Origin of the sequence: Rhodococcus sp. APC 3903 (assembly GCF_030407755.1) — a bacterium.
Taxonomy (GTDB): domain Bacteria; phylum Actinomycetota; class Actinomycetes; order Mycobacteriales; family Mycobacteriaceae; genus Rhodococcus_F; species Rhodococcus_F erythropolis.
The window spans coordinates 52,918-74,341 of sequence record NZ_JASDCV010000011.1; the positions used below are offsets into that span (position 1 = coordinate 52,918).

A 21,424-nucleotide genomic window follows, 5' to 3' on the forward strand; every position below is an offset into this window, starting at 1 on the left:
TCCAGCTAATGATTCTTAGGACGCATCAGAGTAGCTTCAGATTATGTTGGATTTCGAGCAACTGAGGGCATTGCACGCTGCGGTCGACGAGGGAACCTTCGAGGCGGCGGCGCGGAAGCTGCACATCACGCCTTCGGCGGTCAGCCAACGAATCAAAGCTCTCGAGACCTCGGTTGGCCGGATCCTGGTGCAGCGCACCAAACCCATCCAGGTCACCGATTCCGGGAGAGAAGTCCTGCGTCTTGCCCGTCAGATAGACGCACTGTCGCGTGACACCGTGCGAGAACTCGGTTTGGAAAACGGTTCGAACACCTTCGCCCGCGTCTCGATCGCGGTCAATGCCGATTCGCTGTCCACTTGGGTTCTCGGGGCCCTCGCGGAGTTCACGCAAGAAGTCAGTTTCGATTTTCATCTCGACGATCAAGACCACACCACCGAACTGCTGCGCGACGGTTCGGTCATGGCTGCCGTCACGTCTGTTGCGTCACCGATTCAAGGGTGTACCTCCAGTCGGTTGGGCATCATGCGGTATCGGCCGATGGCGAGCGCAGAGTTCTGCCGTCGCTGGTTCGCAGATGGTGTCACGGCCGAATCCCTTTCGAAGGCACCGCTGGTGGTGTTCAATCGCAAGGATCTGCTGCAGGATCGGTACCTCGATCAAAAGGTCGGCCACCCGGCAGATCCGCCTCGCCATCTTGTTCCGTCATCGGCAGACTTCGCGGACGCCGTCAGACGGGGATACGGGTGGGGGTTGATACCGGACCTGCAGTGCGGCGAAGACGATCGCGGCGGAGTGCTGATCGGATTCGATCCGGACTTCGTGGACGACGTTCCGCTGTACTGGCAGCAGTGGAAACTGTCGTCACCCGTCTTGCGCCGGATCTCCGAAGTGGTGACCCGACGTGCCCACGAAGTGTTGCATCAGCCCTCGATCTGATGTTCGCCGCCCTTGCGGCGTTGTGCTCAGGGAACAAAGAACCTGGATAAGTTGATCCCCTGAGACCGTTTCTTCGGCCGCAGGACGCCGATAGTGTTTTGAGTCACACACGAATGAAAGGTGCTGACTCTCGTGGCGGACATCGGATATCTGGCTTGGGATCTTGCGGAGAAGTACGGGAAGAAGCCGTGCCTGCGGGACGACCACGTCGAACTCACGTATGAAGAGTTCGCAGATCGTACGGAAGCTGTTGCCGCGCAATTGGCCGGACTCGGAATCGGACTCGGTGACGTGGTGGCGATCATGCTGCCCAATCGCGTCGAGTTGCTGATCGCGATCATGGCTGCCTGGCGCATCGGTGCTGCAGCTACACCCATCAATCCGATGTTCACTGCGAACGAAGCGGATTACCAGATCGCGGACTCCGGGGCCGAGTTGGTCATCACCGCTACTGCCGATGCGCCCTCGGGCGGCCGTGCGGTGTTGGTCGTCGACGATCTGGCGACAGTGCCGCCGACCGATCCCCGACCCGGAATCGATGTTGCAGCAGACGATCTGGCGTTACTCATCTACACCAGCGGCTCCACTGGACGGCCCAAGGGAGTGATGCTCACGCATTCCAACCTGCAGTTCATGGCTTCGTCGATGGGCAAGAACATCGGTGTTACCGGCGCGGATCACTGCCTGCTGATTCTGCCGTTGTTCCATGTCAACGCGATCTGCGTCAGCGTCCTGACGCCCTTGCTTGTCGGCGGACAGGTGAGTGTCACCGGGAAGTTCTCGGTTTCGAGATTCTTCGACGACGTTGCGCGGCTTCGCCCCACGTATTTCTCGGCGGTGCCGGCAATCTACGCGATGCTGACCTCGCAGCCGGAAGACGCCTCGATCAATACGTCATCTTTGAGATTTGCCGTGTGCGGTGCGGCGCCGATCAGCAAGGAACTCCTCGAACGCGCGGAGCAGCGTTTCGGTTTCGTGATCGTGGAGGGTTACGGACTCACCGAGGGGACCTGTGCGTCGGCCTGTAATCCTGTGGAGGGCCTGCGCAAACTGGGTACGGTCGGCCCGGCGTTGCCCGGCCAGCAGATTGCCATTCTTGCCGAGGACGGAACCTTTGCTCCCGTCGGAACTGCCGGAGAGGTGGTCATCAAGGGCGGCAACGTGATGCGTGGCTATCTGGGCAAGCCGGAGGAGACCGCGAAGACCGTCAAGGATGGTTGGTTGCATACCGGCGACGTCGGGGTCCTCGACGAAGACGGCTACCTGACCCTGGTCGATCGCATCAAGGACATGATCATCCGTGGGGGCGAGAACATCTACCCCAAGGAGATCGAAAATTCGCTCGCCACACATCCTTCCGTGCTCGAGGCCGCCGTCATCGGCGCTCCGCACCAGGTCTACGGAGAGGTGCCAGTTGCCTATGTCGTTGCCTACCCCGACGCGCCCGTCACCGAAGGCGAACTGCTCGAACATGTCACGGCCTTGCTCACCCGAGTAAAGGTGCCAGTGGCGATCTACGTCGTCGATACGCTTCCCCGAAACCCGGTGGGCAAGATCGACAAACCCGGAATGAGACGAGCTCTGAGCGCAACTCCCGCTCACTAGTCCCTTCCCCGTAATACCAGCACAACTCGACGACGTGCGTCGAGTCGATCCGTCATGCCCACATTCCGTATTTCAGGAGCACATCATGGGATTCAAAGAAGGAAACTTCCCTCCCGTCGATCCGGCAACCTTCATGGACAAGCCGTTTCTCGAGCGTCTGCGTGACATGTCCACGCACTGGGTGGATTACGGCTTCGGTACACCGAAGATGGTCCACACCGTCTACATCATGAAACTGTTGTTCCTCTACCTGGCAGCTGGAACAGCCGTTGCCACTTTGACTTCCGGCCTCTCGTGGTTCGACATCGGATCATGGTGGAACCAGCCGATCGTCTACCAGAAACTCATCATCTGGACCATGATGCTCGAAATCCTGGGCCTGGCAGGGTCTTGGGGTCCATTGGCCGGCCACTTCAAACCGATGACCGGTGGAGTTCTCTACTGGATCCGCCCCGGCACGATTCGCCTTCCACCGTGGCCGGGCAAGGTGCCGCTCACCTCGGGTGACACCCGCACGGTGTTCGACGTCTTCATCTACGTCGCCGTAGTCGCCAATCTTCTTGTTGCCGTAGTTCTTCCCGGCGTTCACACCGCAGGAATCGATTCGGCAATCGCCGACAATGCCGGACTGGTACGCCCGACGGTCTTGTACTCCTTCCTCGTGCTCATGGTGATTCTCGGGTTGCGGGACAAGGTGCCCTTCATCGCTGCCCGTAGTGAGCAGTACCTGCCGGCGATCTTCTTCTTCACGTTCCTGCCCTTCGTCGACATGATTCTGGCGCTCAAACTGCTGATCGTCATGGTGTGGATCGGTGCCGGTGTCTCGAAGTTCGGCCGTCACTTCTCGCTGGTGGTCCCCCCGATGCTCAGCAATACGCCGTGGATCCCGTCGAAGAAGATCAAGCGTGCGCACTACCGGAATTTCCCGGAGGATCTGCGACCCTCGCACCTCGGCGGCGGGGTCGCACACGTGGCCGGAACGATGGTCGAAATCGTCACTCCGTTGATACTGCTGTTCTCGACGAACAAGACACTCACCATCCTCGCCGTGATCCTCATGGTCGGATTCCATCTCTTCATCGCGTCGACCTTCCCGCTGGCCGTTCCGCTGGAATGGAATCTTCTGTTCGCTTACGCCTCGGTCTTCCTGTTCCTGGGCTTCCCGGCGTGGGACGGCTACGGCCTCGGCGCCATGTCTTCACCCTGGATCACAGCGGGAATTATTGCAGCCCTTGCTTTCTTCCCCATTCTCGGAAACCTTCGACCCGATCTGGTGTCGTTCCTGCCGTCGATGCGTCAGTACGCCGGCAACTGGGCATCTGCGACGTGGGCATTCGCGCCGGGCGCCGAAGCAAAGATCGACCAGTACATCAAGCGTCCGTCGCCGGATACGCGTAATCAGTTGATGACGATGTACCCCGAAGATGTGTCCGATGTCGTTCTGCATCAGCTGTTGGGCTGGCGTTCCATGCACAGCCAGGGGCGTGCACTGTTCTCACTGATGATCAGGCACCTCGGCGACGACATCAACACGTACTCGCTGCGGGAAGCCGAGTTCATGTGCAACTCCATCGTCGCCTTCAACTTCGGTGACGGGCACCTGCACGACGCGAAGTTGATCGCCGCCATTCAGCGTCGCTGCAATTTCGCGCCCGGCGAGTTCCTGGTGACCTGGATCGAATCGCAGCCCATCCACAAGGGAACGCAGGAGTACCAGGTGATCGACGCAGCTCTCGGCGTCATCGAACGAGGTACTTTCAAGGTCGCCGACGCAGTTGCCGAACAACCGTGGTTGCCGAACGGGCCCATTCCGTTCGACGTTCAGTGGACACTGGACGTACGGGCCGACCGCGCGGCAACAGATCCGCAGGTGGTCTCCGAACCGAAGATGCGTACGAGGGTCAGCGGTAGCGAGCAAGAGGTGAGTAAGTGACAAAGGCCGTAGTCGTCGGCAGCGGGCCCAATGGGCTCGCTGCCGCGGTACACCTCGCACGTAGCGGTGTGGACGTGCGGGTGCTCGAGGCTGCCGACCAGATCGGCGGAGGCACCCGCTCCGGTCCGATCGACGTACCGGGGTTGATTCACGATCACTGCTCGGCGTTTCACCCGATGGGTATCGGCTCGCCGTACCTGTCAAAGTTGGACCTCGAGCGATACGGGCTGATCTGGAGATGGGCAGAGGTGGACTGCGCGCATCCGCTCGACAACGGGGACGCCGGTGTTCTGTACCGCTCGCTGGAGCAGACGGCGGCGGGACTCGGCGCGGACGGACCTCGATGGCAACGCATGTTCGGTGACTTGTCGACGGGATTCGATGCATTGGCGTCCGACCTGATGCGCCCGATCGTCAATGTTCCGCGCCATCCGCTTCGGCTCGCAGCTTTCGGTCCGCGAGCGCTGCTTCCGGCAACCGTGACCGCGAAGTTGTGGAAGACCGACAAAGGGAAGGCGCTGTTCGGCGGGGTTGCCGCGCACGCCTTCTATCCACTCAACCGTCCGGCCACCTCGGCGGTGGGATTGATGATCACTGCTGCTGGTCACCGCTACGGTTGGCCGGTTGCCGAGGGAGGTTCGCGTTCGATCACCGACGCCATGGCCGCGATGCTCCTCGATCACGGCGGCAAGATCGACACCGGCATTCGGGTTCGCACGGCCTCCGAGATTCCGGACGCCGATGTTGTTCTGCTGGATGTCAATCCGGGGGGTGCGCTCGAAATCCTGGGCGATCGACTCCCGGGCCGAGTGGCGAGAGCCTATCGAAAGTTCAAGCAGGCTCCCGGAGCGTTCAAGGTCGATTTTGCGATCGAAGGTCATGTGCCGTGGACCAATCCGGATTGCGCTCGGGCCGGAACTGTCCATCTGGCAGGTGGTTTCGACGAAATCGTGGCCGCTGAGCGTGAGACGAATTCAGGCCGCATGCCGGACCGGCCGTTCGTGCTCCTCGGTCAGCAATACTTGGCTGATTCCACCCGATCCGCCGGGAACGTTCATCCGCTGTACGCCTATGCGCACGTGCCACACGGATATGCCGGCGACGCTACAGAGGCGATCATTCGTCAGATCGAGAGGTTTGCGCCAGGATTCCGGGATCAGATCGTCGCGACATCGAGCAGTGGTACAGCCGACCTGGCACAAGACAATCCGAATCAGGTAGGCGGCGACATCATCGGAGGTGCCAACACCGAACTGCAGGTTGTCTTGCGTCCGCGCGTCGCAGTCGATCCGTACAGCACGGGGATCGCGGGCACTTACCTGTGCTCGGCCTCGACCCCGCCGGGTGCCGGAGCACATGGAATGTGCGGGTACAACGCGGCCGAATCGGCTCTGAAGTACCTACGACGAAAGGGTGCGGAAGTTCTGTGAGTAGTCCATCGCACAAGGAGCGAGGCGCCGGAGCGATGCGGCGCCTCGCCCGAGTGCCTGCAGCCGCGGAGCCGGAAGTGCTTGCGGTGGTTGCCGAGTTGGCCCGACGACTCGACGAGCGCAGTGCCGACATCGCGCGTGAGATGGCCTTCATGATGGCTCACGAAATCGACCAATTGGATGCAGACGCCAAATTGCTCGAAATGCTCGAGGCCAGCGTGCAGGGAAACATCACGACGATCATCCACGTATTGGCCAACGACATTCCGATCGATCATCTCCAACCGACTACTGCCGCAGTGGAATACGCTCTGCGTTTGGCGCAGCGGGACGTTCCGTCCAATTCCCTCGTTCGGGCCTACCACATGGGCCAAGGCGATCTGATGCGGATCTGTCACGACGAAATCAGCACACTGGATATTCCGGCGCGACTCACTTTGGCTGTCCTGAAACACACTTCGGATGTGGTCTACAGCTACATCGACTGGATCACGCTCTACGTCTTCGACGCGTACGAGCGGGAACGCAGTCGATGGATGGCAGCGCAGGGAAACCTCCATTCGGCCGCGATCCACGCCCTCCTGTCCGGCACCAACGCAGATACCGCTGCTTTCGAAGCTGAGACCGGATACCGACTTGGTCAGAACCACGTCGCCCTGGTGGTTTGGTCGACATGGGATGCGGACGTCATGGGTATCAACACGCTCGATCGACTCGTACGTGATCTCGGCGCAGCGGCGGGAGCGGACAAGCCGCCGATCATCACCGCCATCGATCGACGCACGGTGTGGGCGTGGCTGCCGTTCGGTCGCCGGGTGCCTGCGCCGGATCCGGAGGTTCTCGCTGCGGCAGTGCCGTTGGACGGCGGAGCGCGGGTGGCAATCGGACTGCCAGGGTCAGGGGTCGAAGGTTTCAAGCGATCTCACGAACAGGCAACCGCCGCCTATTCGGTTGCTGCCGTGCCGGATACGCCGCAACAGCCGGTGGTGAGCTTCGGGGACCGCGGCGTCGCTGTGGTTTCACTTCTGTCCGAGAACATCGATTCTACGAAGTCATGGGTCTGGGAGGTGCTAGGCCCGTTGGCGGACGATACGCCTTCTGCTACATCCTTGCGGACGACGTTGAGTGTGTACTTCGCCCACGGAGAAAGCCATCTGCACACTGCCAATCACATGAATCTGCACCGGAATACCGTGAAGTATCGCATCAACAAGGCGCTCGGGGATCCAGTCGCTGCCGGCCGAGACAAGTTGGATCTCGCTCTGGCCCTGCAGGTTTGTGAGTTGTTGGGTAGATCGGTCTTGCGCCCCGCCAAGACGTCGTGAGTTGTGGACGCGACACGGCCTGTGGGCTCCGTATCGGGGTTTGATGACCGATGCGGAGCCTGGCCGTGTTCTGTTGTGCCTGAGGTTCTTCTCAGGTTTTGAAGGTGGTGTTCGCCGGTCGCGGGTGCTGTTGCGGGTCGATCGAGGGTGGTGGGATGAACCACGGTTTGTTGTCGGTGCCTATTCGGATTTCCCATTTCCCGACGAACCCGGATTTTCGGCGCATCAATCGATGATGCGAACGGCACAGCAGGACAAGGTTGTTCATCACGGTCGGGCCGCCGTTGGCCCAGTGCCGGATGTGGTGTGCGTCGGTCCAGGCCGGTACACATGTGCAGCCGGGGAACGCGCACCCCTTGTCCCTCGCAATCAACGCCACTCGCTGCTCCGCAGAGACCAACCGTTTCCCGGGTTTCGCATCGAGTGGCGCCCCGTGATCGTCGAGCAGCACAGTCGAGAGGAAACAATCGCACCCGAGAAGCCTGGTCTGCGACACGGACAGCGGCCCCAGCCAGGGCATGTGCCCGACATCGAGATCCGACACAGCCACTCCGTCATCAGTCTTGGAGGGTGTTGCGGCGCAGTCCCGGTGCTCCGCGAGATCGCGGCCGTTGATGTGCACGTTCACGTGCGGACGCTGGCCACCGTCGGTGCCGGTTTTGGCGCAGTCGAGGTAGCGGCGGATCAGTTCGGTGAACCCGTCCGCGGTCCGTTTCGCCGCCGACCGGGCATCGGGGGTTCCATCGGGTGCCGGGGTGGGCATCGTCAGATTCGACAACGCCGACAACAACATTTCGCCGGTGAGGGCGTCGAAATCGCCGCGCACCACCACCCGGCCGTTCAACGTCGACGCGATCCGGAGCTCGTTGCGATCCACATCTTCGGCGGGTGGAATCTCATCGGATTCGAACACTCGCTCCAAGGTCGCGATGACGTTCCGGACTTTCGTCGTCGTGGCCTCCACACCGGAAGCAGCAGCCAACAGTAGGTCGATACAGCGAGGGAGCGCGGCGTCGGGCATGCCCTTCGGTGGTGATTCGCAGAACGCCACGATCAGCACGGCGTGCTCGAAGGAGCAGTCCCCGACGTCGAACCGGGCCGTCACCGCGGGAAACGGTCGTAGCGCTGCACCGAGGGCGGCGATCTTCTTCCCGTCCCGGACCTGCAGCATCGTGTTGGCCGCCAACCACGAACCGACACCGCGGCTGGCGATCACCTGATCATCCGGGCGCATCGAGAGTTCGTCGACCACCGCCACCCGAACGGCCTCGAGCCGCAGAATCTCCGCACTCGCCGACACCGCAGCGGCACGTAACTCAGAAGCAGTCAACCGCCACAGGCGTCCGCGCAACCCCACCGCCGAACCACAAACGACGTCAGATGATGTGTTGATACTCATTGAATCCCCCGATCCCCACCTCAAATCATACTCGAACATGCGTTCGAGTCAAGAGCTGATTCACTAAAGAATCGGCCTGACTCTGCGATGTCAGCGGGTTGTCATACTGTGGTCGAGTGACTTCGCCGTGGACAGCTGGGCAGGTGGCGTCGGTAGCTCCCGACGCCGCATCGCTGGCCGCTGCGCGTAAGTTGGCTGGTTCGTGGAGCCATGCCGGCAGTAGCGGTCTCGCGCTCTGGGGGCTGTGTCAGGGCAGCGGCTCGAAGCCGTATCAAGCAGTGGTTGACCTGCGGGGCCCTGCATACAAGTGCTCGTGCCCCAGTCGAAAGTTTCCGTGCAAACATGCTCTGGGGCTGCTGGTGGAATGGTCGGAAGGGCGTGTGCCGTCGCCGGACGAGCCGGCCGACTTCGCGGCAGAGTGGTTGTCGCGCCGCGAGGAGAAGGCCGAGAACACCGGCGAAAGCGGTGACGAGGCTCCCAAGAAGTCTCCCGACCCGGCGACAGCGCAGAAGCGCGCCGACCGCGTTGCGGGCGGGCTCGTCGAATTGGACCTGTGGATCACCGATCAGATCCGCAGTGGTCTGGCGGCGATGGACACATCTTGGGCGGGCTTCGACGCGGTAGCCGCTCGAATGGTGGATGCTCAGGCGCCCGGTATTGCAGGCACGCTTCGAGCATTGGCGGGAATCGTTGCGTCTACGGAGAACTGGCCCGAGAAGGTCCTCGACGAGTTGGCTCGGTTGCACCTGCTGGTCGCTGGGCATCAGAAGCTGTCCAAGTTGCCGGAAGATCTTGCCTATTCGGTGAAAGCGCACGTCGGCTATCCCGTCTCAACCGAGAGTGTGATGGAATCGATTCCGGTGAAAGAGAACTGGATGATTCTCGGTTCCGGGATCACCGAGGAGAAGCGACTGTTCACCCGAACCGTGTGGATGCTCGGCAGGAATTCGAAACGGTGGGCCATGCTGCTCGACTTCTCCCACGGGTCACCCAACTTTGCCACCGAAACGCCGCCAGTCGGGTTTCTGCTCAATGCCGATGTTCATTTCTATCCCGGTGCCGCGGCATTGCGGGCGCGGATGGGGGCAACGCACGGTGAACCGGAGCCCTTCACAACCATGCCGTTCGGAAGCATCGACGCTGCGTTGCAGCAGTTTACCGATGCCCTCGCCGCAGATCCCTGGTTGCGCTCATGGCCGGCAGTGATCAGTTCGGTGGTCCCGTCGTTCGTCGACGGTTCCTGGTTTCTCGTCGACGAATCGGGCACAGCGCTTCGGGCAGAGGGTGATTCGGATCTTCTGTGGAAGTTGCTCGGTATTTCCGGCGGGTACCCGGTCACGGTCTGCGGAACGTGGAATGCGCTGGCTCTTACTCCGATCTCGGTTTTCACGGGAGGGCAGGTGATCGTGCTGTGAGCACATTGATCTCGGTTGCTCTTCTCGGGACTGCCAGAACCTCGACAACATTCGAGGAGCTGCCGGCCGAAGTGCGAGGCCATGCCCGCGAACTCGACGGCGATCCTGCCGAGATGCTTCTGGCAGCAGCAGCGTTGGAGAGGGCGTACCGCCGTGGCGGTGCGGGCTCCACCACGGCGGCCGTGCCGACACCTGCTCCAGACGATGTGCGATTCACGCTGCCGGAATCCTCATCGGCGCACCTGCTGTCGATGCTCGCGGCCAAGGCGACCTTGCTCGACGAGTGGTTCGCAGTCGCGTTGGAGCGCAACTACCGTGCGCCTGATCATCTGGTCGCCGAGTTGCTTTCCTTTGCACGTGCGAGCGAAGCTCACCGGGAGAGCATCCTGCAGATCGTCGGCGAGCGTGGCCGATGGCTAGCCGCGCAAAACCCCGAGTGGAGCAAGCTCGTCCGAACCAGGGATGCAAATCCGGATGTCTGGCGTCACGGAAGTTCGTCCCAGCGCACGCAGTGGCTGATAGACACTCGCCGAACAGATCCCGCGCTGGCACTGGCCGAACTCAGAAAATCGTGGGGCACCGAGCGGGGCGAACAGAAGGCTGCATTTGTCTCGACTCTGGCAATCGGATCGAGCGCCGACGATCAACCATTGTTGGAGGAAGCCCTCGACGACCGTCGCAAGGACGTGCGACGCGCAGCAGCGGAGGTGCTCGGACGTATTCCCGAATCGGAGTTCGGGGAGCGAATGGCTGCGCGGGTTCAGAAATGGGCGCGGGTGGAGCGGAAACTGCTTCGATCCACGTTGGTCATCCTGCCGCCTGAGGAAGTCGATGCGGCGTCGAGGCGAGACGGCATCGAAGATCGGCCGAATCCACACACCGACTATCGTGCCGAGTATGTGCGTCAGGCGATCAGTTCTGCACCGTTGTCTCTGTGGAACAACATGATCGGTGAACCCGGCAAGGTCATGGGGATGAGCGTTGACGAAGGCTGGGAGCCGATCCTTCACGACGCTTGGTCCACCGCTGCAGTCGCGCAGAACAATGCGGAATGGGCGCTGGAACTCTTTCGCACGCGCGGCACGGCCACCGATCGACGCCTACTCCCGTTGGTGCCGGCCAAGGCGTTGGCTGACCTGTTGAGGTCTGGAAACGGCGACGCCAATGTTCTGCACCCGGGCCGGGCAGCGATCTACGACGCTCTGCGAGGTCCATGGCCAGATGACATCACCCGGGCAGTCGTGGCCCAGTGGGAACGAGTTGCGGCCAGACGTGCCGATGGGGGCGCCAAGGCCGGCGAATTCTCGCGCTACAAATACAGCGCATCGCTACGCCTAGCCGAGAGTCGATTTCCCTACAGCGCAGTAACTTTGCTCGATCGGGCTGCGGAGCGTGCACGTGACCCGGACTGGCGGCAGACCTTCGCCAGAACTGCCAGCGCCATCACCCACCGCAAGACCCTGCTCGAGGAGCTCACATGACTGACAGCGTAACCGTGCCCACCACAGAACCGGCAAAGCTGATGCGGCCCCACGCGGAGCAGGAGTACGCACTCGAACTCGAAGCACTGGCCGCGCAGGACACCCGCCCGCGTCCACCGTCGTGGAACTTGTCGCCCTGGGCCGTGGTTACGTATCTGTTGGGTGGCACTCTCGACGACGGAACGGTCATTTCACCGAAGTACGTCGGTCCACGGCGGTTGATGGAAGTGGCCGTCGCAACCCTTGCCACCGACCGGGCGCTACTGCTGTTGGGCGTGCCGGGTACAGCCAAGACCTGGGTCTCCGAACACCTTTCGGCTGCAATCTCGGGTGCGTCGACGCTCCTGGTTCAAGGCACGTCGGGTACACCCGAGGAAGCTATCCGCTACGGCTGGAACTACGCACGCCTTCTCTCGGAGGGGCCGACCGCCGGTGCGCTGGTGCCGTCACCTGTGATGACCGCGATGGAAACCGGGAAGATCGCCCGCGTCGAAGAGTTGACGCGTATTCCGGCCGACGTGCAGGACGCCCTCATCACCATTCTCTCCGAGAAGACGTTGCCGGTGCCGGAACTGGGCATCGAGGTGCAGGCAGCCAAGGGCTTCAATCTGATCGCTACCGCCAACGATCGCGATCGCGGTGTCAACGATCTGTCGTCCGCACTGCGTCGACGGTTCAACACAGTTGTTCTCCCGTTGCCGGCCAGCGAGGAGGACGAGGTGGCTATCGTGGCACGCCGAGTCGAACAGTTGGGCGCAGCACTGGAATTGCCGACAACCCCCGCAGCAGCCGAGGAAATTCGCCGGGTCGTCACCGTGTTCCGGGAACTGCGATCAGGCACGACCACCGACGGCCGCACCAAGTTGAAGTCCCCGTCCGGAACTCTGTCGACGGCGGAGGCGATCTCGGTGGTCACCAACGGTTTGGCGTTGTCTGCGCATTTCGGGGACGGCGTACTGCGGGCATCCGACGTCGCTGCCGGAATCCTGGGTTCGGTGATCAAGGATCCGGTCGCAGACAAGGTTGTGTGGAACGAGTACCTCGAGGCAGTAGTGCGTGAACGCGGCGAGTGGTCCGACTTCTACCGGGCGTGCCGCGAGGTCACCGGGTGACCATCGTGATTCCGGACCTGCGTGTCCGGGTCTTCGGTATCCGTCACCACGGCCCGGGATCTGCTCGTTCGGTTCGGCAGGGCCTGGAAGAGTTTTCCCCCGACGTGGTCCTGATCGAAGGTCCTTCGGATGCAGACCCGTTGGTGATGCTGGCGGCATCGGAGTCGATGGAACCGCCGATTGCGTTGCTCGCGTACGCTACTGGCGAACCGTCGAAGGCGGCCTTCTGGCCGTTTGCGGTGTTCTCACCTGAATGGCAAGCGCTGCAGTGGGCTGCGAAGAACGGTGTGCAGGCAAGGTTCTGCGATCTGCCCGCGTTCAACGTGTTGGCGGATCAGGGGATTCGTACTGTCCGCGAGGGCGATCCTCTGTCTGAACTGGCCGCGGCCGCGGGTTTCGACGACACCGAACGCTGGTGGGATTCGGTGATCGAATCAAGCTCGGGCGCAGATTCTTTCGATGCGATCACCGAGGCGATGGAGGCGCTGCGTGAGACAGTGCCGATCGACGAGGAGACAGCGCATCGCGAAGCGTATATGCGGCAGGTGCTGCGAAAGACGTTGAAGGATGGCGCCGAGCGGGTAGCGGTCGTCTGCGGAGCCTGGCACGCGCCGGCGTTGGTCGGAGCCCTGGGGCCTGCGGCTCCCGACGCCCGCATTCTCAAGGGGATGTCCAAGGTCAAGACCTCGCTGACCTGGGTTCCCTGGACACATTCACGCCTGGCGTCGGCATCGGGTTACGGAGCCGGAATTACCTCGCCGGGCTGGTATCACCATCTGTTCACCGCGAACGACAAGACGATCACGCGGTGGCTCACCAAAGTTGCGAGGGTGCTCAGGGACGAGGACCTTCCCATCTCGAGTGCTCACGTCATCGAAGCTGTCCGATTGGCAGATACGTTGGCTGCACTGCGTTCTCGCCCGCTGGCCGGATTGTCGGAAGTTACCGAGGCTACGAGGTCGGTGATGTGCGACGGAAACGACGTTCTTCTGGATCTGATCACACGAAGACTCGTTGTGGGCGAAGCCCTGGGCGCGGTGCCCGAAGAAACACCGACGGTTCCGCTCGAAGCAGACCTGCGAGCACGTTCGAAGACTTTGCGGCTCAAACAACAAGCGGGAGCCAAGAATCTCGATCTGGACCTGCGACGCGATATCGACGTCGAGCGTTCCCAGTTCCTGCACCGACTGGGGATCCTCGAGATCGATTGGGGAACCCCGGCCGACAGTGAGGTCCGTTCCACCGGAACTTTCCGAGAGACTTGGGCGCTGCAATGGAAGCCCGAATTCTCGGTCTCGGTGATCGAGGCGTCGCTCTGGGGTACGACGGTGGCCACAGCGGCGGCATCACGTGTCGTCTCGAAGATCAACGAGCCGGACATCACTCTCGCGTCACTGATCGGACTACTGGAGAACTCACTGCTCGCAAACCTCCCGGCAGCTTTGTCTGCGGTTTTGGAGAGTGTGAAAACAGTTGCGGCACTAGACCATGACGTGTCACATCTGATGGCGGCGCTACCGACGCTGACCCGAACGCTGCGATACGGCGATGTGCGCGGAACCGATGTGACGGCGTTGATCGACGTCGCCGACAGCTTGTTGATCCGGATCTGCACCGGCCTCGCAGTCGCCGTCACCGGACTGGACGATCCCAGCGCCGAGGAGTTTCGCGATCACCTCGACAAGGTTCACTCGGCAGTCATGGTCCGTGACGATCGCGATGCGAGCGCACGGTGGCTGCAGGCGATGGCCGGCGTGATCGACCGTGACGACGTCAACGGTTTACTCGTCGGACGGATGGTGCGGCTACTGCGCGACAGCGGTTCGATCACGGAAACCGCTGCAGCCCAGCGCTTGTCTCGGGCCCTGTCCGTGGGCAGCGCGCCGACCGCCAAAGCCGGGTGGGTCGACGGGTTTCTCGGCGGCGGAGGGCTTGTGCTCGTTCACGATCGAGCGTTGCTCACGCTGATCGACACGTGGGTCCGCCAACTTCGTGAGCAGGACTTCATCGACACGCTTCCGTTGCTTCGACGCACGTTCGGAGCCTTCGAGGCAGGGGAGCGTCGAGCGATCGGTCAGGCGGTCAGAGGTGGACGACGCGTCGAGACGACAGTGGAGACCGATACTCGACGCGGCCGAGCGGCAATGGCGGTCGTTGCCGAGATACTGGGAGCGCGCGTATGAGCGACGACGATCAGCGCCTTCGGCGCTGGAGATTGATGCTCGGGGAATCCGCCGAAGAATCGACGGGAGGGCTGGGCCAACCGGGCGACAGTCGAATGGATGCAGCTCTCGCAGCGCTCTACGACTCGTCCGGCCCGACCAAGGGGCGCCGCCGCTCAGCCGGATTGGGGGCGTCGGCGCCGTCCGTCGCCAGATGGCTCGGCGATATCCGGACGTACTTTCCCAGCACGGTGGTGCACGTGATGCAGAAGGACGCAATCGACCGACTGGGTTTGGCGCAGTTGCTGCTCGAACCGGAACTGCTCGATGCCGTCGAGCCAGATGTACATCTGGTCGGGACGCTGCTGAGCCTCAACCAGGTCATGCCGGAGGCCAGCAAGGCCACTGCTCGAATGGTCGTCGGCAAGGTGGTTCGGGAAGTCGAAGAGCGAATCGCGCAGAAAACGAAGGCCGCGGTGACCGGGGCACTCAATCGTTCGGCCAGAACGTCGAATCCGAAGTTGCGTGACATCGACTGGGACCGAACCATCCGAGCAAATCTGTCGCACTACCTGCCGGAGTATCGAACCGTCGTCCCCGAGCGGCTCGTCGGATACGGCCGCAAGTCGAAATCTGTGCAGCGCGACGTGGTCCTGGCGATCGACCAATCGGGTTCGATGGCGTCCAGCGTCGTCTACGCGTCCGTGTTCGGCGCGGTGTTGGCGTCGATGCAAGCGCTGAAGACTTCGCTCGTGGTTTTCGACACCGCCGTCGTCGATCTGACGGACAAACTGTCCGACCCCGTAGACGTTCTTTTCGGGACCCAACTCGGTGGGGGCACGGACATCAACCGCGCAATCGCGTACAGCCAGTCGCTGATCTCGCGTCCTGCCGAGTCGATGTTTGTTCTGATCTCGGACCTCTACGAGGGCGGTATTCGGAACGAGATGCTGCGGCGCATGGCGGCCATGAAGAATGCCGGCGTTCAGGTTGTGGTTCTGCTGGCGCTCTCGGACGACGGCGCTCCATCGTTCGATCACGACAATGCAGCGGCGCTGGGTGCCCTCGGGATTCCCGCGTTTGCGTGCACGCCGGACAAGTTTCCGGAACTGCTCGCGGTCGCTCTGGAACGCGGCGACGTGTCGGCCTGGGCGGATCAACTCGCACTCGAACAGCGCTGACTCGAACAGCGCTGACTCGAACGGCACTGACTCAAACAGCCTCGAACAGCCTCAAACAGCACTGACCGGTCTGCTTCGAAGACCTGAGCACCGGGTACACCCGCACGATGGGTGACGGACAGGTTGCTGGTTCGACTACGCAGGCGGGTTCGGGGCTGGTTCTCACGGTGTTGGCGAGCAGCCAGTTCCTGATGACCCTGGACAGCTCGGTCATGAATGTTTCGATGGCGACCGTCGCCGAGGACGTCGGCACGAGCATCACCGGCATTCAAACCGCGATCACGCTCTACACCCTGGTCATGGCGACTCTGATGATCACGGGTAGCAAAGTCGGTTCGATGATGGGCCGTCGCCGAGCCTTCGCACTCGGCTTGGTCATCTACGGCGCTGGTTCTCTGACGACTGCGCTCGCCCCGAATCTCGTGGTCCTGTTGATCGGGTGGTCGTTCCTCGAAGGCGTCGGCGCGGCGCTCATCATGCCCGCGATCGTTGCGCTCGTCGCCACCAACTTCCCGGCGGAGAAGCGTCCGGCGGCCTACGGCCTCGTCGCTGCAGCAGGCGCGATAGCCGTGGCAGTGGGGCCGCTGATCGGCGGCGCGGCGACGACATTTGCGTCGTGGCGTTACGTGTTCGTCGGCGAAGTCGTGATCGTCGTCCTGATCTTGCTGGTGCTCAGCAAGGTGGTCGACGTCCCACCGTCGAAGTCGCGCCTCGACTACTTCGGTTCGATCCTGTCCGTGGTGGGACTGGGAATGATCGTCTTCGGTGTGCTGCGTTCGAGCGAGTGGGGTTGGGTGCAGGCCAAACCTGGCGGGCCGCAGCTGGTGGGGTTGTCTCCGGTGGTGTGGCTGCTGATCGTCGGGCTCCTTGTCGTTTACGGATTCCTGCGATGGGAGGGGCGCCTGGCCGCTGCGGGGAAGGAGCCTCTGCTCGATCCGGCGATGCTGAGAAACCGCGAACTCAGTGGCGGGCTGTCGATGTTCTTCGCGCAGTTTCTGGTGCAGGCGGGCGTGTTCTTCGCGGTTCCTTTGTTCTTGTCCGTAGTTCTGGAGCTCAGCGCTCTCGAGACCGGAATTCGCATCCTGCCGTTGTCGGCGGCGCTCGTCGTGGCGGCGATCGGTATTCCGAAGCTACGGCCTACCGCGAACCCGCGACGCGTGGTCCGAGTCGGATTGTTGGTCATGGTCGTCGGCATTCTGATGCTCGTGGCAGGCATGGACCCCGGCGCCAATGCGGCGATCGTGATGATTCCCATGCTGTTCATGGGTTTCGGCTTGGGGTGCCTGTCTTCGCAGCTCGGAGCCGTCACGGTGTCCTCGGTCCCGGACGAGCGCAGTACCGAGGTCGGCGGGTTGCAGAACACCGCCACCAACCTCGGCGCATCCCTGGGAACTGCCCTGATCGGATCGGTTCTCATTGCCACTCTCACGACGTCGGCGATCGCCGGAATCGAAGACAATCCGGCGGTTCCGACATCGGTGCAGCAGCAAGCGAGCACCGACATGGCCTCGGGCGTGCCGTTCCTGTCGACGACGCAACTCCGATCCGCTCTCAATGACGCCGGCGTCGCCGAGTCCACGGCGGATGCGATCGTGGACGTGAACGAAGAAGCCAGGCTGGACGCGTTGCGTGTCGCTTTTGCCGTGGCAGCGCTGCTCGCAATCGCCGCGTTGTTCCCGACCGCTCGAATCCCCCGCGTCGCGGTCGGCGACAAACGTGGTTCGAGCTAAGAATCAGCAATCGCGGATCGACCTGGACGATCGACGGAACGACCTCTGGATATAGTGATCTGCGCACAATCGATTCGTCAGATGGCTACCGTTGTGAAGGAAACAAGCAGCGAGTCTGAAACACTGACGTTTCACCGGATAAGGGTTCGGTGGGGAGCCAGGGGAGGTTCGGATGGCCAGGCGAGCGGATTCGACGCCCGCTGATGGCGCCTGCGCTGGTGTCGGGATGCCTCACTGATGAACCGTCTGAGTCGATTGAGTCGATTGAGTCGGCAAGATCCTGCTTCGGAGACCGACTGCAACAGCCTGTTTCGCCGTCAGATCGACGAGGCTGCGGCCGTCGCGCCGTTCGCCAATCTTGCGTACATGGCGAGTTTGGTCGTGATTCTGACCTACACCGTCCCGCCCGGACGTCAGACGCTCAGGTGGTTGGGCGGCGCCCTCATCTTTCTTGTCCTCGCGAATTCGATTCGAGTATGGATACCGCTTCGCTGGCGACCGTCGAAGCACACACCGCGCTACGACTACGTGGGTCTGCTCGTCGAAGTGATCGTTGTCGCGACCCTAGACGTCGCACTTTTTGCCCTGCTCTTTCACGACATGGACGTCTTCCGTGACTTGGTTCTGATCGCGACGATGGCAGGAATCATGGGCGCCGGGACCGTGACGTTCTCCAGTCTGAGATCGGTGAGCCTGACCTGGATCTACATTCACGGCCTCGGCGTCTTCACTGTTCTCATCGTCCACGCCGAACCCCACTTTCGCGTACTTGCGATTCAGTTGTGCATCTACATGTTTGCGCTCACCGTAGGGGCGGTCTATCTGTCGGCCTCGTTCCAGAGACGTTGTCTCGCAGAGTTTCAGGCGGAATCCGAGCGTCAGACGGTGGCGTTGTTGCTCGACGGTTTCGAGGGCGGTTCCCGCGACTGGCTGTGGGAGTGCGACACCAACGGCCGGTTCTCACACACCTCGGCACGTCTCGCCGAGGTCGCAGGTATGACGGTGGACGAGTTGCAGCAACTCACCTTCGGGCAACTCCTCACCAGACTCCAGATCGCGTCGAGTCCGGAGGGGCGTGCGGCCGCGGCCCAGATGATCGACAAACTCGAATCGAGTGCCCCCTTCCGGGACACCGTCGTGCCGGTGCATGTCGACGGTAGGCGCCGCTGGTGGTCTCTTTCCGGTAATCCACGGGTCCTCGAATCCGGCGTGATTCTGGGTTGGCGCGGTGTCGGTTCCGACATCACGGAGAGGTATGTCCACGAGCAGGAGATCCTTCGGCTTGCGGCCACCGACTCGTTGACCGGGTTGCCGAACCGTCGTGCGTTCGGTGTGGCGCTCGAGGAAGCGATCAATTCTCGGGCGCCGGACAAGCAGGTTCTCGTCGGGATTCTCGACCTCGACAATTTCAAATCGGTCAACGACACCCTTGGACATCCGATCGGGGACCAATTACTTCTCGAAGTCACGAAACGCCTGCGCAAGGTCGTAGGTTCGGACATGTGCTCGCGGATGGGCGGCGACGAATTCGGGCTGATCGTCTGCACGTCGTCGCGCGACGATCCCGGGGTGATCTTCGATCGGTACCTGGAAGTGCTGCACGAACCATTCTTCGTCGAAGGCAATCGAATAGAAGTGCGGGCCACGATCGGTTACTCCAGCGCGCCCGAGGATTCGACAGACGCCGACGGATTGGTGATGCTGGCGGACCTGGCTCTGTACGAAGCGAAGTCGACGGGGCGCAATCGAGTAGGCAAGTTCTCGCCGCTGCTGCGGGCGAGGGCATCGGCGCGGGCGACTGCGCTCCACGAGCTGGACAGAGGGATCGAGGAAGGGCAGTTCGATCTCCACTATCAGCCTCAAGTCGATACTCAGACCGGTGAAGTGGTGGCCTTCGAGGCTCTTCTACGGTGGAACCATCCCAGTCGCGGCCTCATCGGGCCCAGCCAGTTCATCTCGGTGGCGGAGGAAACCGGAATGATCATTCCTCTCGGTGCGCAGGCAATGGCGATGGCGACCGCGGCTGCTGCGGGGTGGCCGACCGGAATCGGCGTCTCGGTCAACGTTTCACCAGTGCAGTTGGTGTCGCGAGAGTTCGGTGCGATGGTGAAGAAAGCTCTGACGGATTCGGGCTTGGCTCCGCATCTGCTGCAGCTCGAAATCACCGAGACAGGTGTTGTGGACGATCGCGCGATCCGGGATCTCTACAAGCTGCGTGAGCTCGGGGTTACCGTCGCACTCGACGATTTCGGGACCGGCTATTCTTCCTTCGCCACGCTCCAGAGACTTCCAATCGACGTTCTCAAGATCGATCGCATGCTGGTCACCGACTCGGACGATCCGAAGATGTCCGTGGTGAAGTCCATCGTCGAATTGGCCGCGGCCCTTGGTATGAAATCGTTGGCCGAGGGCGTCGAGACCATCGAGCAGTTCCGCCGCGTTCAGTGGGTCGGGTGTGACCTGGTCCAGGGTTATCACATCAGCAAGGCTCTGACCGCTGAGCGCGTCGATGTGTATCTTGCCGCCACGGACACGGAAACCGGGCGCAGCGTCCACCCACTTACGTGGCTGTGAATCAGATCTTAGCCGAGCGGATCGTATTACCGCCTGCCGCTTTCGCTTGATACATCATCGAATCCGCGACATTTGTCGCCGCCAGGATTGCGGAAGCACCGCCGCTCCACGCCTTCGATTCGGCGGTCATCATCACAGCTCCGACACTCACCGTTGTGGGGATCGCGTCGGAACAATCCGACAGCGCCGCGTTTATCCCTTCGATCAACAGGGTTGTCGATTCGGGATCACCGGCAATGACAGCCAGATATTCTTCTCCGCCCGTACGAGCGATGATTCCGTGTTCGCCGAGATGTGTGCTCAATCGGTTCGCGGTTCTTCTGATGACATGATCGCCTTCGGCATGACCGTGAAGATCATTCACCGTCTTGAATTTGTCGATATCGACGACGACGAAAGCGAGAGACGAAGAATCGTCTCGGGTGCTCTCGAAGAGATCGCCGACTGCTCCTTCCAGTCCCCGACGGTTGAACAGGCCAGTGAGGGGATCGCGGTCCGAATACTGGGCATCGCGGTAGAGAGTGCGCCAGGTCAGGTGCGCAAAAATGGGAACGAGTGTGACAGCTCCGAAAAGAACGGTGCCACGGGCCAGAAGCGTCGTGATATCGACGTCGCCTTCTAGATAGGCAAGAACAAAAACGGTAGTCGTGATGGTCGTCGACCAAACGACATGAGCGACAAGCCACCTTGCGCTGACAAAAAGAGTCGCAAAGGTTCCGGTGACTGCGAAGACGGTGCAACCGAACGTCGCGGACGAGCGATCCGGCACCAGAAGGACTGCGGCCGCGATCCCGAGATCTGCGAATATCCCGAATGCAAGCAACCCCCGGCGTCCGGGAAATGGTTGTGTGAACCAGCATGCGGCGATTCCCACACACGTGCAGATCATGAAAATCGAAAGTGCTTTGCCGGGTGTGGTCGGCGGCGTATCCGGGCCGATCAATTTGTAGAACGCGGAGAGTCCGAAGATGATCGTCATCATTCCGAGCAAGGTTCGGAAGATCGGAATGATTGCTCGGCCGGATCTCTGGTGCTTTATCCACTCGTAGTCGTGTGGTTCGTTGAACCATTCGTGAAGTGTTTGCCAAGAACTGTGCCCTTCGGAGGCGATGACAGTGCTCGGCATGCTGTCTATTTTGC

At 61.7% G+C, this 21,424-nt stretch carries 14 protein-coding genes; 12 read left to right on the forward strand and 2 right to left on the reverse strand.

Annotation, left to right across the window (positions count from 1 at the left end; all coding sequences use genetic code 11):
- Positions 1–43: 43 nt before the first annotated feature.
- From QMA15_RS17040 to QMA15_RS17060, 5 genes are all read left to right on the forward strand, one after another.
- The gene (locus QMA15_RS17040; protein ID WP_080910331.1) at positions 44–937 is read left to right on the forward strand and encodes a LysR family transcriptional regulator ArgP; all 894 of its coding nucleotides are present in this window, start codon (positions 44–46) and stop codon (positions 935–937) included.
- A 132-nt stretch (positions 938–1,069) separates the two neighbouring features.
- Entirely contained in the window at positions 1,070–2,542 is a 1,473-nt protein-coding gene (locus tag QMA15_RS17045) for an AMP-binding protein (protein ID WP_029537171.1), read from the forward strand.
- An 85-nt stretch (positions 2,543–2,627) separates the two neighbouring features.
- The gene (locus QMA15_RS17050) at positions 2,628–4,475 is read left to right on the forward strand and encodes a DUF3556 domain-containing protein (RefSeq protein ID WP_134998964.1); all 1,848 of its coding nucleotides are present in this window, start codon (positions 2,628–2,630) and stop codon (positions 4,473–4,475) included.
- Positions 4,472–5,905 carry an NAD(P)/FAD-dependent oxidoreductase gene (locus QMA15_RS17055; protein WP_259118315.1) on the forward strand — a complete coding sequence of 478 codons (1,434 nt, stop codon included), beginning with the start codon at positions 4,472–4,474 and terminating at the stop codon, positions 5,903–5,905. The genes QMA15_RS17050 and QMA15_RS17055 overlap by 4 nt, the downstream gene beginning before the upstream one ends.
- Positions 5,906–5,940: 35 nt before the next feature.
- The gene (locus tag QMA15_RS17060; protein WP_290285635.1) at positions 5,941–7,230 is read left to right on the forward strand and encodes a helix-turn-helix domain-containing protein; all 1,290 of its coding nucleotides are present in this window, start codon (positions 5,941–5,943) and stop codon (positions 7,228–7,230) included.
- A gap of 91 nt (positions 7,231–7,321) precedes the next feature.
- On the opposite strand, the gene QMA15_RS17065 is transcribed toward QMA15_RS17060, so the two are convergent.
- Positions 7,322–8,629: an HNH endonuclease signature motif containing protein gene (locus QMA15_RS17065; protein WP_290285534.1), complete on the reverse strand. Its 1,308-nt coding sequence runs from the start codon at positions 8,627–8,629 to the stop codon at positions 7,322–7,324.
- A gap of 116 nt (positions 8,630–8,745) precedes the next feature.
- Between QMA15_RS17065 and QMA15_RS17070 the strand changes: the two genes are divergently transcribed.
- From QMA15_RS17070 to QMA15_RS17100, 7 genes are all read left to right on the forward strand, one after another.
- On the forward strand, positions 8,746–10,044 hold the full coding sequence (locus QMA15_RS17070; RefSeq protein ID WP_290285535.1) for an SWIM zinc finger family protein: 1,299 nt from the start codon (positions 8,746–8,748) through the stop codon (positions 10,042–10,044).
- Positions 10,041–11,525 carry a DUF5691 domain-containing protein gene (locus QMA15_RS17075; protein ID WP_290285536.1) on the forward strand — a complete coding sequence of 495 codons (1,485 nt, stop codon included), beginning with the start codon at positions 10,041–10,043 and terminating at the stop codon, positions 11,523–11,525. Before QMA15_RS17070 ends, QMA15_RS17075 begins: the two co-directional genes overlap by 4 nt.
- Positions 11,522–12,637, forward strand: a complete 1,116-nt coding sequence (locus QMA15_RS17080; protein ID WP_020909497.1) for an AAA family ATPase — start codon at positions 11,522–11,524, stop codon at positions 12,635–12,637. Before QMA15_RS17075 ends, QMA15_RS17080 begins: the two co-directional genes overlap by 4 nt.
- Positions 12,634–14,820 carry a DUF5682 family protein gene (locus QMA15_RS17085; protein ID WP_290285537.1) on the forward strand — a complete coding sequence of 729 codons (2,187 nt, stop codon included), beginning with the start codon at positions 12,634–12,636 and terminating at the stop codon, positions 14,818–14,820. The genes QMA15_RS17080 and QMA15_RS17085 overlap by 4 nt, the downstream gene beginning before the upstream one ends.
- Positions 14,817–15,980: a VWA domain-containing protein gene (locus tag QMA15_RS17090; RefSeq protein WP_279163456.1), complete on the forward strand. Its 1,164-nt coding sequence runs from the start codon at positions 14,817–14,819 to the stop codon at positions 15,978–15,980. The genes QMA15_RS17085 and QMA15_RS17090 overlap by 4 nt, the downstream gene beginning before the upstream one ends.
- Positions 15,981–16,087: 107 nt before the next feature.
- Positions 16,088–17,710 (forward strand): MFS transporter, encoded by a 1,623-nt coding sequence (locus tag QMA15_RS17095; RefSeq protein ID WP_029256518.1) that lies wholly within the window; start codon positions 16,088–16,090, stop codon positions 17,708–17,710.
- 237 nt (positions 17,711–17,947) lie between these two features.
- Positions 17,948–20,284 carry an EAL domain-containing protein gene (locus tag QMA15_RS17100; RefSeq protein ID WP_021331710.1) on the forward strand — a complete coding sequence of 779 codons (2,337 nt, stop codon included), beginning with the start codon at positions 17,948–17,950 and terminating at the stop codon, positions 20,282–20,284.
- A 1-nt stretch (position 20,285) separates the two neighbouring features.
- Here QMA15_RS17100 and QMA15_RS17105 read toward each other — a convergent pair whose 3' ends face one another.
- Positions 20,286–21,410, reverse strand: a complete 1,125-nt coding sequence (locus tag QMA15_RS17105) for a GGDEF domain-containing protein (RefSeq protein ID WP_279163459.1) — start codon at positions 21,408–21,410, stop codon at positions 20,286–20,288.
- Between the last annotated feature and the right edge of the window lie 14 nt (positions 21,411–21,424).

Excerpts from the sequence above, each read along its gene's own strand:
- QMA15_RS17105 (WP_279163459.1), bottom strand. The coding sequence starts at position 21,410 with ATGCCGAGCACTGTCATCGCCTCCGAAGGGCACAGTTCTTGGCAAACA.
- QMA15_RS17060 (WP_290285635.1), top strand. The coding sequence starts at position 5,941 with ATGCGGCGCCTCGCCCGAGTGCCTGCAGCCGCGGAGCCGGAAGTGCTT.
- QMA15_RS17065 (WP_290285534.1), bottom strand. The coding sequence starts at position 8,629 with ATGAGTATCAACACATCATCTGACGTCGTTTGTGGTTCGGCGGTGGGG.
- QMA15_RS17040 (WP_080910331.1), top strand. The coding sequence starts at position 44 with ATGTTGGATTTCGAGCAACTGAGGGCATTGCACGCTGCGGTCGACGAG.
- QMA15_RS17080 (WP_020909497.1), top strand. The coding sequence starts at position 11,522 with ATGACTGACAGCGTAACCGTGCCCACCACAGAACCGGCAAAGCTGATG.
- QMA15_RS17090 (WP_279163456.1), top strand. The coding sequence starts at position 14,817 with ATGAGCGACGACGATCAGCGCCTTCGGCGCTGGAGATTGATGCTCGGG.
- QMA15_RS17095 (WP_029256518.1), top strand. The coding sequence starts at position 16,088 with ATGGGTGACGGACAGGTTGCTGGTTCGACTACGCAGGCGGGTTCGGGG.
- QMA15_RS17050 (WP_134998964.1), top strand. The coding sequence starts at position 2,628 with ATGGGATTCAAAGAAGGAAACTTCCCTCCCGTCGATCCGGCAACCTTC.
- QMA15_RS17100 (WP_021331710.1), top strand. The coding sequence starts at position 17,948 with ATGAACCGTCTGAGTCGATTGAGTCGATTGAGTCGGCAAGATCCTGCT.